Genomic DNA, 12,609 nt, shown 5'->3' on the forward strand with positions numbered 1-12,609 from the left:
TTTAAATCCAAATTATTTTTACCATTTTTTAAAAAAGCAAACCCCTGAAAACGCTTTCAGGGGTCATTTGCAAGCAAAGAGTTATTTAAATTGATTAAACTTGCTCAAATTTAATCAAAGTCCCAACACAATGAAAATTATTCAGTGGATTTATACCATCTATGCAGCTGTGCTTTTTGCTGTATTTATGCTGATTTTCGGCTGGTTTGTGGTCATCCCATATGCTATATCATCGAAAGCAGGAAAGTTTGCATTTTTCTTTATCCGTATTTGGGTAAGGGGCTGGTCCACTTTAGTTGGTATTCGATACAAAGTACATGGGAAGGAGCATATTGATTTAGAGCAACCTTACATTTACATCTTCAACCATAGGTCGTTCATTGACGCTCCAGTTATCCCAATGGCGATCATGCAAGAGGTAAGAGCCATTGGGAAAAAAGAATTATCTACAATCCCTGTTTTCGGCTTCATCACCTCCAGAATAGCAGTCTGGGTAGATAGAAAGGATGCAGCATCAAGAAAAGCATCCGTCAAAAGGCTACTTGAAATTCTACAAACAGGAATATCCATCGTGGTTGCTCCAGAAGGAACTAGAAATGATACAGATCAAACTTTACTTCCATTTCAAAAGGGAGCATTCCGAATGGCAATTGAGACTGGTGTACAGATCATGCCTATGGCCGTGATCGGTGCTGACCAAGTCATGCGAAGAGGCTCAATTTTGCTAAGCCCAGGTGTAATCAATATCTATTTTTCATCACCAATTGATCCAAAACCATATATGAAAACACAGGACATTTCAGGCTTATCAAAAAAATGCTTCAACAGACTAGAAGCGATGATCTTGACCCATGAATAAATCATGCTTTTGAATGACCAAAAAGCAAAGCGCACTAAACTTTTATAAAATTCGAGACTTTGACCTACATAGGTCAAAATCGCCATGCTCTATAATTGGCTTAGTGCGCTTTGTGAAAATAATTCCTATTAAGACCTAAAGCCTCTTGATCTCAATATTTCTGAACCAAACTTCATCCCCATGATCTTGGAGAGCAATTTTACCTGATTTGAAAGTGCCAAACCCAGGCATGTCTTTAAACTTACTACCTGCGATCAATTCCTCCCACTCAGGAGTCCAAAGTGTAGTTTCCACAATTTTAGTCCCGTTGAGGTGAAGCTGCAGCAGCCCATCCTTTGAGATAATCTCTGCAAGATTCCATTCACCTACAGGACTCACAGTTTCTTCGGAAGACTCAATCAAGTCATATAAATCACCAGCACGATGGGTTCTGATTTTTGCATCAGGGTGTCCATCATTGTCCAGTACTTGCATCTCCATACCTGTCATCCATGGATAAGCATACTCTTCTGATTCATGCACATAAAATATAATCCCACTATTGCCGTCTTTTGCAATTTTCCATTCTACTTTGAGGTGGAAATTATCAAATTCTTCCTCAGTCACGATATCACCACCATCACCAGTCTGCCAGCCATCTTTATTGGTAGCGTCAAGGTAGATAGCACCATCTTGAACTTTCCAAGCTGCGCCTACTTCGCCACCACCATATTTTTTCCAGCCATCAAATGATTCTCCATCAAAAAGGCTAATCCACTCCGGCTCAACTTCTACCAGTTCATTTTCAACTGTTACTTCTCTTACTTCCTCACTTCCACCGCATCCAAATGCAACTATAGAAAGTGCGAAAATTGAATATTTTAAGATTTTCATAGTTTATCTTTTCAAAAGTAAAACATACTTGATCATATCCTCCACATCAGCTCTTTCCAATTGAGGATGTGATGGCATTTGGATTTCACCCCAATTACCTACATTCCCATTGATTACATGATCAGTTAGCATGGCTACGTTTTCTGGTGTATTTTCATACTTCTCAGCTACATCTGCATAAGATGGACCTACAACTTTACGCTCTACCATGTGACAAGCTGTACATCCTGCTTCTTTAGCCTTTGCTGAACCCGTGATGAATACAGGATCGTCTTTGTACTTGTCTTCTAGACTTACTTTTACTTCTTTTGCTGGAGCTTGAGCTGTATTAGAAGTTTCTGTAGATTCAGTATTACCTCCACCACATGCATAAGCTAATGAAGAAAGCGCAATTACGCCGATAGAAAAGGGTTTAATTAGTTTCATTTTTTGTTTGTTTATTGATGGTTATTAAATTCCTAATATTTTTTTATTGAAAGCTTCATCAGAACCTGCTCCCGCAAAGTCATCAAAAGCTTTATCTGTAACTCTTATAATATGATCTGATATAAATTGAGCCCCTTCAATGGCTCCTTGCTCCGGATGCTTGATCGCACACTCCCATTCCAAAACAGCCCAGCCATCAAAATCATATTGAGATAGTTTGCTAAATATACCACTAAAATCCACCTGTCCATCTCCTAGCGAGCGGAATCTTCCTGCTCGATCAATCCAACTTTGATAACCTCCATACACACCTTGCTTTCCTGTTGGATTGAATTCTGCATCTTTGACATGGAACATTTTAATGCGTTCGTGGTAGAAATCAATGAATTCCAAATAATCTAAGCATTGCAACACAAAATGACTTGGGTCATAAAGAATATTTGCACGCTTGTGGTTATTGACTTTTTCTAAAAACATCTCAAAAGTAATCCCATCATGAAGATCCTCTCCTGGATGCAATTCATAGCAAAGATCTACCCCATTTTCTTCAAAAGTATCTAAAATCGGCATCCACCTTTTTGACAGTTCAGTGAATCCAGTATCCACCAATCCAGCAGGTCGCTGGGGCCATGGATAGACAGTATGCCACATCAATGCTCCAGAAAATGTCGCATGGGCTGTTAATCCAAGATTCTTGGAGGCTTTCGCAGCATATTTCAATTGCTGTGTAGCCCATTCTGTTTTTCCTTTCAAGTTTCCTGCTAAATTCGCTGGCGCAAAACCATCGAAAAGTTCATTGTATGCAGGATGAACAGCGACTAACTGACCTTGAAGGTGTGTGGAAAGCTCTGTGATTTCAAGTCCTGCTTCATTGACAATTCCCTTTACTTCATCTGCGTATGTTTGACTTTCAGCAGCTTTTTGCAAATCGATCATTCTCGGATCCCAAGAAGGAATCTGTACACCATAATATCCTACAGAAGCCATCCACTCACAGATTCCTTTTAGGTTATTGAACGGTGCTTTGTCATCAGCGAATTGAGCTAAAAATATCGCTGGACCTTTTATAGTTTTCATAGGTTTGTTGTTTTTTATTTTAGATTTTAAATTGTAGATTCTAGATTTTGTGAATCAAATAATAATGGAATAAATTATATCACTTTTCAATTACAAAAGGTGTCCATTTTTGATCTGATCTTGAACTCGCTAGTACATGGTCCACAAAGGCCATTCCTCTTATTCCATCTTCTGCACCTGGGAAATCAAGCCATTCTTTTTTGGGCTCTTCTCCATTTTGCTTTGCATATATACAACGAGCAAAATTTCTATAAATGTTTGCAAATGCTTCAATATATCCTTCTGGATGTCCTGCTGGGGTTCTGGTGTTTTCTTGTGCCAAAGAAGAAAGATAAGAAGACCCTGCTCTATAAATTTCTGCTGGTTTGTCAGGCCATCTTACAATCAAGGAGTTACAATCTTCTTGCATCCACTCTATCCCCCCTTTGTCTCCATAAATTTTGATTTTTAAGTTATTCTCCGCCCCTGTTTCAATCTGAGATGCGGTAAGTATTCCAGAGGCACTATTTTCAAACCGCATCAAAACAGCTCCATCGTCGTCCAGCTGTCTTCCTTCTACTTTGATATCCAAATCTGCACAGATTTTAGCAACTTTTTGACCTGAAACATACTCTGCCAGATTAAATGCATGCGTACCAATATCTCCAAAACATCCCGAAGCCCCACTTTTATTTGGATCAGTTCTCCATTGAGCTTGTTTGTTATCTTCAGACTCCAAAAGCGTCCAAAGCCAGCCTTGTGGATATTCTACATATACTTTTCTGACTTCTCCAATCACTCCATCAGCAATCATTTGCTTGGCTTGTTTGATCATGGGATATCCCGTGTAGGTGTGTGTCAGACAAAACATTCCTTCAGCTTTTTGGATCACTTGGTAGAGTTCTTTTGCTTCCTCATAATCCAAGGTCAAAGGCTTATCCAAAATCACATGAAATCCCATTTCCAAAGCTTTTTTGGTTGGGTCAAAATGGGCGTGATTTGGAGTAACAATACTAACTATATCAATTCTCTCAGATTTGGGCAATTGAAGTTCCTTTTCGAACATTTCATCGTAAGAAGCATAAATCCGGTTTTCATCCAGCATCAATTCTTTACCCGTCTGTTTTGATTTTTCAGGATTGCTACTAAATGCTCCAGCTACTATTTCAATCATACCATCCATTAAGGCTGCATTTCTATGAATAGCCCCTATGAAAGATCCTGGTCCCCCACCAATCATTCCTAACTTAAGTATATTTCTTTTTTGCATGAATATTATTTATTTATTGCACCGCTTATTAAATATTCTGAAAATTATTATGCTAAAGATAATTTATCATCATCTCGATCAAAATCACCAAATACAAAATTTGATAGGTTGATCAATAACGTTATAAATGGTAAGTCATTTGATTCAAATTTTATTTTAATGGCATGTAGAAGAAGTAAATTTTAAATTTAATAGAAAAAGCCTAAATTTTAGACATAAAATTAATAGTTTGCCTTTTCGTTCTATTTAGCTTATCCTATTAGTAAACCCTAAAACCTACAAAATTAATGAGTAACGGAATTCGATTTCGCCTTTCTTTCATGATGTTCCTAGAATTTTTTATTTGGGGATCATGGTTCGTCACCCTCGGTACATTTCTAGGCGCCAATCTCAGTGCCACAGGAACACAAATTGCCACAGCATTTTCCACACAATCTTTTGGAGCTATTATAGCACCATTTATTATTGGTTTGATTGCAGATCGCTATTTCAATGCAGAAAAAATTCTAGGCTTACTTCACATTATTGGTGGAGCATTGATGTTTTATTTATTTCAATCTACAGATTTTGTTGCATTCTATCCTGTATTGCTTTTATACATGATACTCTACATGCCAACATTAGCTCTAGTTAATTCAGTTTCTTTCAATCAAATGAAAGATCCTGAAAAAGAATTTTCTCCAATTAGAGTTTGGGGGACTATTGGATGGATCGTAGCGGGACTTTCTATAAGTTATGTTTTCACTTGGGATACAGTAGAAAATATGGCCTCGGGATTCTTAAAAAATACTTTCTTAATGGCAGCAATTGCATCAGTGATACTAGGTTTTTTCTCCTTCACTTTACCTAAGACCCCACCAAAGGCAGATCGTTCTCAAAAATTAAAAATCTCTGAGATATTAGGATTCGATGCATTGGGGCTTCTGAAAGAAAGGAACTTCGCTGTATTCTTCATTTCGTCCATTTTGATTTGTATTCCGCTTGCTTTTTATTATCAAAACGCAAATCCATTCTTGGCAGAAATAGGTGTTTCTGACCCTACTGGAAAAATGACCATTGGACAGATCTCGGAAGCTTTATTCCTGTTGCTTCTCCCAATTTTCTTCAAAAGATTCGGTTTCAAAAAAACATTATTACTTGGCATGATCGCTTGGGTATTAAGATATCTCTTATTTGCCTTTGGTGATGCTGATAATGGGTTATTTCTCTTGATCATAGGTATTGCACTTCATGGAATTTGTTATGACTTTTTCTTTGTCTCAGGACAAATTTATACTGATTCAAAAGCAGGAGATAAATTCAAATCCTCTGCTCAAGGCCTCATCACTCTTGCCACATATGGAGTCGGAATGTTGATCGGCTTCTTTGTGGCAGGCAAGGTGTCAGATTTGTACTTAGCCGCAGATGGGTCCCATGATTGGCAATCAATCTGGATGATTCCTTCTGGAATTGCTGCATTTGTGGTAATTTTCTTTTTGATCTTTTTCAAAGACGAATCTAAAAAACAATCAAACCTATCATAATCAAAATGAAAATCAATAGACGGACTAGCTTAAAGAAGATGTTGATGGGCACGCTAACTGCTAGTGCGCTTCCGTTGATCAGGCTTAAAGCTAACCCTATGAAAAAATCAAATTTGAAAGGAAACGTGAATCATGCGGTTTGTGCATGGACAATGAATCATTTATCTCTAGATGAACTTTGCAAGGCTATCAAAAAAATCGGCTTCAATGCCATAGATTTGGTTGGCCCCAAAGACTGGCATATTCTTCAAGCCAACAATGTCGAATGCTCTATGTGTAATGGAGCCGAAGTAAGTCTTGAAAAAGGCTTCAATAACAAAGCTTATCATGAACAACTTGTAAAAAACTACACCGAAGTTATCCCATTGGTTGCTAAAGCCGGATATAAAAACCTTATCTGCTTTAGTGGAAATAGAGATGGCATGGATGATGAAACAGGACTTCAAAATAGTGTGGAAGGACTAAAAAGAATAATCAATTTAGCTGAGCAGCATCATGTCACCTTAGTGATGGAATTGCTCAATAGCAAAATAGATCATCCTGATTATATGTGTGACAATACTTCTTGGGGTGTGGAATTATGTAAAAGACTTGGTAGTGATCATTTTAAGCTACTTTATGATATTTATCATATGCAGATTAGTGAAGGTGATTTGATTCGTACGATCAAAAATAACCATCAATACATCGCCCATTACCATACAGCCGGTAATCCTGGAAGAAATGAAATTAATGATAACCAAGAAATCAATTATCCGGCAGTTGTGAAGACCATCGTTTCGACTGGTTTCAAAGGTTATATCTGTCAGGAATTCATGCCAAAAGCAACTGATAAAATAGCTTCACTTGAAGAAGCAGTCCAAATTTGTGATGTTTAAAAATATTATAGTTGAATAAATAAATAATTATGGCAAATCAATATGATGCAATTGTTGTCGGATCCGGTATTAGTGGTGGTTGGGCAGCGAAAGAATTAACTGAAAAAGGACTAAAAGTCCTTCTCTTAGAAAGAGGGAAAAATGTAGAGCATATCAAAGATTATAAAACTGCAACAAAAGCACCTTGGGAAATACCACACAGAGGACGAAGAACGATTGAGATGATTGAAAATCATCCAAATTTAAAAAGAGATTATGTTCTAAACGAAGCAAACCTAGACTGGTGGGCTCATGAGTCAGATTCTCCCTATGTAGAGAAAAAGCCATTCACATGGTTTAGAGGAAATACAGTAGGAGGTAGATCTTTACTTTGGGGAAGACAAAGCTATAGACTTGCAGACTTGGACTTTGAGGCGAACCTCAAACAGGGAATTGCAGTAGATTGGCCAATCAGGTATGCAGACTTAGCTCCTTGGTACAGCTATGTTGAAAAATTTGCTGGTATATCGGGTTCAAAAGATGGCATCCCTCATCTTCCTGATGGAGAATTTCAAAAGCCAATGGAGCTTAACTGTGTTGAAAAAGACGTGGCTGCTCGCATTAAAGAAAAATATGGTGATGCAAGACACATGACTATTGGAAGGGTTGCTAATATCACTGAGCCAATCCAAGCACGAAGCAATTGCCAGTATAGAAACAAATGTTGGTTAGGATGTCCATTTGGAGGGTACTTTAGTACACAATCTTCTACCTTACCAGCAGCAGCGAAAACTGGAAATCTTACCTTGAGACCATATTCCATTGTGAGCAGATTGCTTTATGATAAGGATACTAAGAAAGCTACTGGTGTAGAAGTAATAGATAGTGAAACAAACGAAGTCATTGAATTCACATCTAAAATAGTTTTCCTTTGCGCTTCTTCTTTTGGATCTACTTCTATTTTGATGCGAACAGCAACAGATATTTGGCCTGAAGGTCTAGGCAGTAGCTCTGGAGAGTTAGGGCACAATGTGATGGATCATCATTTTAGAGTAGGTGCCAATGGAACTATGGAAGGATATGAAGACAAATATTATTTTGGTAGAAGACCAAACGGAATTTATATCCCGAGATTTAGAAATATAGGTGATGACAAGAGAGATTATGTCAGAGGATTTGGTTACCAAGGATCAGCAAGTAGATCAGGTTGGAGCAGAAATGTAGCGGAAATGAACTTTGGAGCTCCTTTGAAAGAAGCATTAAGCGAACCAGGACCATGGAGTATGGGAATTACAGCCTTTGGCGAAATTCTCCCTTACCATGAAAACACGATTAAGTTAAGTAAAACTGTTGTGGATAAATGGGGACTTCCAGCCTTGGAAATGAATGCTGAAATCAAGGAGAATGAAAAGAAAATGCGTGTAGATATGATGAATGATGCGGCTGAAATGTTGGAAGCCTCTGGATTGAAAAATGTAAATACATTCGATTCTGGATATACTTTTGGTCAAGGAATACATGAAATGGGTACTGCTAGAATGGGTAGAGACCCAAAGACATCTGTTCTTAATGGTAACAACCAAGTTTGGGATGCGAAAAATGTATTTGTAACAGATGGAGCATGCATGACTTCTGCTGCTGCGCAAAACCCATCTTTGACATATATGGCGCTTACAGCAAGAGCTGCTGCATTTGCTGTAGAAGAACTTAAAAAAGGTAATCTATAATCTTTAAAGGAAATTATTATGGCAATGAATAGAAGAGACGCAATAAAAAGCTTCGCCTTGGTAATGGGTGGAGCAATGGTAGGAGCCAATGTCATCTTCACGGGGTGTACTCCTGAGGACCAAATTGTAGGTTTAGAGTTCAGTCCTGAACAAATCGCATTTTTAGATGAAATTGGAGAAGCAATAATTCCTACTACTGATACCCCTGGCGCAAAAGCTGTTGGTATCGGGGAGTTCATGGTGATGATGGTCAAAGATACCTACAATGGCGATCAGCAATCCACATTTATTTCTGGTTTAAATGCTCTGAAAAAAGACTTTAAAGCGGCAAATAGCAAAGATTTTATGGATGCTACATTAGAAGAAAGAACAGCTTTCCTAAATGAAATGAACAAGAAGGCGAATTCTAGTGAAGATAAAGAGCCTAAGGTGATCGGAATGCTAAAGGATCTTACCATTCTTGGTTATTTCACATCAGAAATTGGTGCTACTCAACAGTTGCGATTTGTAGAAGTTCCTGGAAGGTTTGATCCTTGTGTTGATTATAAAAAAGGAGATAAAGTATTTGCGATTTAACCTAGTAAAAAATCTAAGAGAAGTCTTTGACTTCTCTTTTTAATTTGAATCACTATGAAAGATAGACGGAAATTTATCAAAATAAGTGCAGCCATGGGACTCGGTGCATTTTTACCTTTACAATTTTGTAGCCAAAAAAAAGAAGAACAAACAACTCAAGAAACCTTGATAAGTCCCGAGGAAGGCACCTTAGCGTCATTTGGCATCCAACTTTGGTCTGTAAAAGATAATATGTTTGAAGATCATGTAAAGACGATCAAATCCCTTGCATCTTATGGATACAATCAAATAGAAGGGTTTAATGCTGGAAAAGGGATTTTCTGGGGAATGAAAAACACTGAATTCAAAACGTTGATGGATGACAATGGCCTAGATTTTATTTCTTCTCACACCAATACTTTTGAGAATTTGGAAAGACAGGCCGCTGAAGCAGGTGAAATTGGCATGAAATACCTGATCAATCCTTATGTTGGACCTCAAAAGTCAATGGACGACTTCAAAAGATTGGCCGATGACTTCAATAAACAAGGTGAAATTTGCAAGCAAAATGGAATTCGATTTGCCTATCATAACCATGGATATACTTTCGAGGAATTAGAAGGGCAAATTCCTCAAGAATATCTAATGGAGAATACCGATCCTGATCTGGTAGATTTTGAACTAGATTTATATTGGGTACATACTGCAGGGCATGATCCATTAGAATGGCTGGCAAAATATCCTAATAGATTCCCGCTAGGTCATGTGAAAGATAAAGACGGTAGCGTAGATCGAACTGAACCTAATGGATCAACTGTCATCGGTACAGGTGTTTTAGATTTTTCAACTATGCTCAAAACTGGAAGAGACAATGGAATGAAATATTTCATTGTTGAACAAGAAAGGTATGTTGACATCGAACCCATGAAAGCTGCTGAGAAAAACGCATCTTACTTGAAAAGTTTGGTATTTTAAAAAAAAGAGGCTGACAAAATCAGCCTCTTTTTTCCATAAACGAACTCTAAATAATTAACTCCCGCACATCTCGCAATCATCTGGATTATCCAAAGAGCAAGCTATTGCGTCTTGTTTTTGTTGAGATACACTTGTATCTATTGACACTTGATTTGTAGGCGTATCAACTAGTGCCGATTTATCTACAGTAAACTGTATCGCACTAGTAGCAGCTTGAGATCTGAGGTAATACATACCAGTCTTAAGACCTTTCTTCCAAGCATAAAAATGCATAGATGTCAACTTACCAAAGTTTGGATCCTGCAAGAACACATTCATACTTTGTGATTGACAAATGTAGGCACCTCTGTCTGCTGCCATATCAATGATTGTTTTTTGGGAAATTTCCCAAACAGTCTTGTAAAGATCTTTGATGTTTTGTGGGATCCCTGGAATATTTTGAACAGAACCATTTGCAGCAATGAGTCTATTTTTCATGTTATCATTCCAAAGACCCAAGTTGATCAAATCTCTCATCAAATGCTTGTTCACTACAATAAATTCTCCCGAGAGTGTTCTTCTCGTGTAGATATTTGAAGTATAAGGTTCGAAACATTCATTATTTCCTAAGATTTGAGAAGTAGAAGCTGTCGGCATTGGTGCAATCAAAAGTGAATTTCTCACACCGTATTTCTTCACTTTCTCCTTCAAGTCATTCCAATTCCATCTATTTGATTTTGGCTGAACAGCCCAGTGGTCAAATTGGAATTGACCTTTAGACACTGGCGAACCAGCGTAAGTCTCGTAGGTGCCCTCTACTTTTGCTATTTCCATAGAAGTTTCCATAGCCGCAAAATACATGGTCTCAGCAATATCTTCATTCAACCTTCTCGCTTCATCAGAATCAAATGGCATCCTTAATAGAATAAATGCATCGGCCAAACCTTGAACACCAAGACCAATAGGTCTATGACGGAAATTTGATCTTTTTGCCTCTTCCACGGGATAATAGTTGACATCTATCACCTTATTGAGGTTTCTAGTTGCCACTTTGGTGATTTCATATAATTTTTGATGATCGAATTTCTTCACACCATCTTTCCCTTCTACAACAAATTTTGGAAGAGCGATACTTGCTAAATTACAAACAGCAACTTCATCAGGTGAAGTGTATTCTATGATTTCGGTACACAAGTTTGAAGACTTGATTGTACCTAAATTTTGCTGATTCGATTTCTTATTCGCAGCATCTTTATACAACATATAAGGCGTTCCAGTTTCTATTTGAGACTCAAGAATCTCAAACCAAAGCTCCTGAGCTTTTATTGTCTCTCTTGCTCGACCTTCTCTTTCATACTTTTCGTATAATTTGTCAAATTCCTCACTGTGGCAATCAGCCAAACCAGGAGCTTCATTTGGACAGAAAAGTGACCAAGACTCATTTTGTTCTACTCTTCTCATGAATAAATCCGGAATCCACATCGCATAGAACAAATCTCTTGCTCTCATTTCTTCCTTACCATGATTTCTTTTCAACTCTAAGAAATCCTTCACATCTGCATGCCAAGGCTCTAAATAAATTGCAAAACTGCCTTTTCTTTTTCCTCCACCTTGATCTACATAACGCGCTGTCATATCAAAGTTTCTAAGCATAGGTACGATGCCATTGGAGACACCATTTGTACCTTTGATATAGGATCCTTTTGCTCTCACATTATGAATAGAAAGACCAATACCTCCTGCTGATTGAGATATTTTGGCTGTCTGCTTTAAAGTGTCATATATCCCATCAATACTGTCATCTTTCATGGTCAATAAGAAGCAAGATGAAAGCTGTGGTTTTGGTGTACCTGCGTTGAAAAGTGTTGGAGTGGCATGGGTAAACCACTTTTCAGATAATAAATTGTAAGTTTCTATTGCAGCATCAATATCTTCTTTGTGAATTCCTACAGCTACACGCATCAACATATGTTGAGGACGCTCTACAACTTTTCCGTCTAACCGAATTAGATAGCTTCTTTCTAGTGTCTTAAACCCAAAATAATCGTAGGCAAAGTCTCTATTATAATCAATAGCCTCATCTAATTTTGCTGCATGTTTTTTTACAATCCCATAAACATCAGAAGCTATCAAAGCTGCATTTTCTTCTGTCTTTGGATTGATATAAGTGTATAGTCTTTTCATTGTATTTGAAAAAGACTGACTTGTAGTTTTGTGAAGATTGGAAACTGCAATTCTTGCGGCTAACGTCGCATACTCTGGGTGTCTTACTGTCAAAGAAGCACAAATCTCTGCGGCAAGGTTATCCAACTCTGTGGTGGTTACACCATCGTACAAACCGTCGATAACTTTTTTTGCTACCTCGATTGGTTGAATGTATCGATCATCCAATCCATAGCAAAGTTTTTCGATTCTAGATGTAATTTTATCGAAGCGAACCGACTCTCTTCTTCCATCTCTTTTTATTACTAACATATTATCCTGGGGTTAGGGGCTTTGAAAAATATTT

General features: G+C 37.7%; 11 protein-coding genes. 6 read left to right on the forward strand and 5 right to left on the reverse strand.

Annotated features, from left to right (window positions below; all coding sequences use genetic code 11):
- Positions 1–130: 130 nt before the first annotated feature.
- Positions 131–859, forward strand: a complete 729-nt coding sequence (locus tag BELBA_RS18585) for a lysophospholipid acyltransferase family protein (protein ID WP_014774223.1) — start codon at positions 131–133, stop codon at positions 857–859.
- 135 nt (positions 860–994) lie between these two features.
- Here BELBA_RS18585 and BELBA_RS18590 read toward each other — a convergent pair whose 3' ends face one another.
- The 4 genes from BELBA_RS18590 to BELBA_RS18605 form a co-directional block, all read right to left on the reverse strand.
- Positions 995–1,732 carry a 3-keto-disaccharide hydrolase gene (locus tag BELBA_RS18590; RefSeq protein ID WP_014774224.1) on the reverse strand — a complete coding sequence of 246 codons (738 nt, stop codon included), beginning with the start codon at positions 1,730–1,732 and terminating at the stop codon, positions 995–997.
- A 3-nt stretch (positions 1,733–1,735) separates the two neighbouring features.
- A complete protein-coding gene (locus tag BELBA_RS18595; protein ID WP_014774225.1) occupies positions 1,736–2,158 on the reverse strand; it encodes a c-type cytochrome in 423 nt (140 codons plus the stop codon).
- A 24-nt stretch (positions 2,159–2,182) separates the two neighbouring features.
- Positions 2,183–3,235, reverse strand: coding sequence for a sugar phosphate isomerase/epimerase family protein (locus tag BELBA_RS18600; RefSeq protein ID WP_014774226.1), 1,053 nt, complete (start codon positions 3,233–3,235; stop codon positions 2,183–2,185).
- 79 nt (positions 3,236–3,314) lie between these two features.
- On the reverse strand, positions 3,315–4,484 hold the full coding sequence (locus tag BELBA_RS18605) for a Gfo/Idh/MocA family protein (RefSeq protein ID WP_014774227.1): 1,170 nt from the start codon (positions 4,482–4,484) through the stop codon (positions 3,315–3,317).
- 287 nt (positions 4,485–4,771) lie between these two features.
- Here BELBA_RS18605 and BELBA_RS18610 point away from each other — a divergent pair, with 287 nt between their 5' ends.
- Genes BELBA_RS18610 through BELBA_RS18630 form a run of 5 tightly spaced genes read left to right on the forward strand, consistent with a single transcriptional unit; the run spans position 4,772 to position 10,121 of the window.
- Positions 4,772–6,007 carry a nucleoside permease gene (locus BELBA_RS18610; protein WP_014774228.1) on the forward strand — a complete coding sequence of 412 codons (1,236 nt, stop codon included), beginning with the start codon at positions 4,772–4,774 and terminating at the stop codon, positions 6,005–6,007.
- Positions 6,008–6,012: 5 nt separating this feature from the next.
- Positions 6,013–6,885, forward strand: coding sequence for a hydroxypyruvate isomerase family protein (locus tag BELBA_RS18615; protein ID WP_014774229.1), 873 nt, complete (start codon positions 6,013–6,015; stop codon positions 6,883–6,885).
- Positions 6,886–6,914: 29 nt separating this feature from the next.
- On the forward strand, positions 6,915–8,591 hold the full coding sequence (locus BELBA_RS18620) for a GMC oxidoreductase (RefSeq protein WP_014774230.1): 1,677 nt from the start codon (positions 6,915–6,917) through the stop codon (positions 8,589–8,591).
- An 18-nt stretch (positions 8,592–8,609) separates the two neighbouring features.
- Positions 8,610–9,167: a gluconate 2-dehydrogenase subunit 3 family protein gene (locus BELBA_RS18625; protein WP_014774231.1), complete on the forward strand. Its 558-nt coding sequence runs from the start codon at positions 8,610–8,612 to the stop codon at positions 9,165–9,167.
- 54 nt (positions 9,168–9,221) lie between these two features.
- Complete coding sequence (locus BELBA_RS18630) at positions 9,222–10,121, forward strand: sugar phosphate isomerase/epimerase family protein (protein ID WP_014774232.1); 900 nt, start codon at positions 9,222–9,224, stop codon at positions 10,119–10,121.
- 54 nt (positions 10,122–10,175) lie between these two features.
- Here the strand turns inward: BELBA_RS18630 and BELBA_RS18635 are convergent, their stop codons facing one another.
- A complete protein-coding gene (locus BELBA_RS18635; protein WP_014774233.1) occupies positions 10,176–12,575 on the reverse strand; it encodes a ribonucleoside-diphosphate reductase subunit alpha in 2,400 nt (799 codons plus the stop codon).
- Positions 12,576–12,609 lie beyond the last annotated feature (34 nt).

Source organism: Belliella baltica DSM 15883, from assembly GCF_000265405.1.
Taxonomy (GTDB): Bacteria; Bacteroidota; Bacteroidia; order Cytophagales; family Cyclobacteriaceae; genus Belliella; species Belliella baltica.

Coding starts and splice junctions, on each gene's coding strand:
- BELBA_RS18585 (WP_014774223.1), top strand. CDS start 131: ATGAAAATTATTCAGTGGATTTATACCATCTATGCAGCTGTGCTTTTT.
- BELBA_RS18590 (WP_014774224.1), bottom strand. CDS start 1,732: ATGAAAATCTTAAAATATTCAATTTTCGCACTTTCTATAGTTGCATTT.
- BELBA_RS18595 (WP_014774225.1), bottom strand. CDS start 2,158: ATGAAACTAATTAAACCCTTTTCTATCGGCGTAATTGCGCTTTCTTCA.
- BELBA_RS18600 (WP_014774226.1), bottom strand. CDS start 3,235: ATGAAAACTATAAAAGGTCCAGCGATATTTTTAGCTCAATTCGCTGAT.
- BELBA_RS18605 (WP_014774227.1), bottom strand. CDS start 4,484: ATGCAAAAAAGAAATATACTTAAGTTAGGAATGATTGGTGGGGGACCA.
- BELBA_RS18610 (WP_014774228.1), top strand. CDS start 4,772: ATGAGTAACGGAATTCGATTTCGCCTTTCTTTCATGATGTTCCTAGAA.
- BELBA_RS18615 (WP_014774229.1), top strand. CDS start 6,013: ATGAAAATCAATAGACGGACTAGCTTAAAGAAGATGTTGATGGGCACG.
- BELBA_RS18620 (WP_014774230.1), top strand. CDS start 6,915: ATGGCAAATCAATATGATGCAATTGTTGTCGGATCCGGTATTAGTGGT.
- BELBA_RS18625 (WP_014774231.1), top strand. CDS start 8,610: ATGGCAATGAATAGAAGAGACGCAATAAAAAGCTTCGCCTTGGTAATG.
- BELBA_RS18630 (WP_014774232.1), top strand. CDS start 9,222: ATGAAAGATAGACGGAAATTTATCAAAATAAGTGCAGCCATGGGACTC.
- BELBA_RS18635 (WP_014774233.1), bottom strand. CDS start 12,575: ATGTTAGTAATAAAAAGAGATGGAAGAAGAGAGTCGGTTCGCTTCGAT.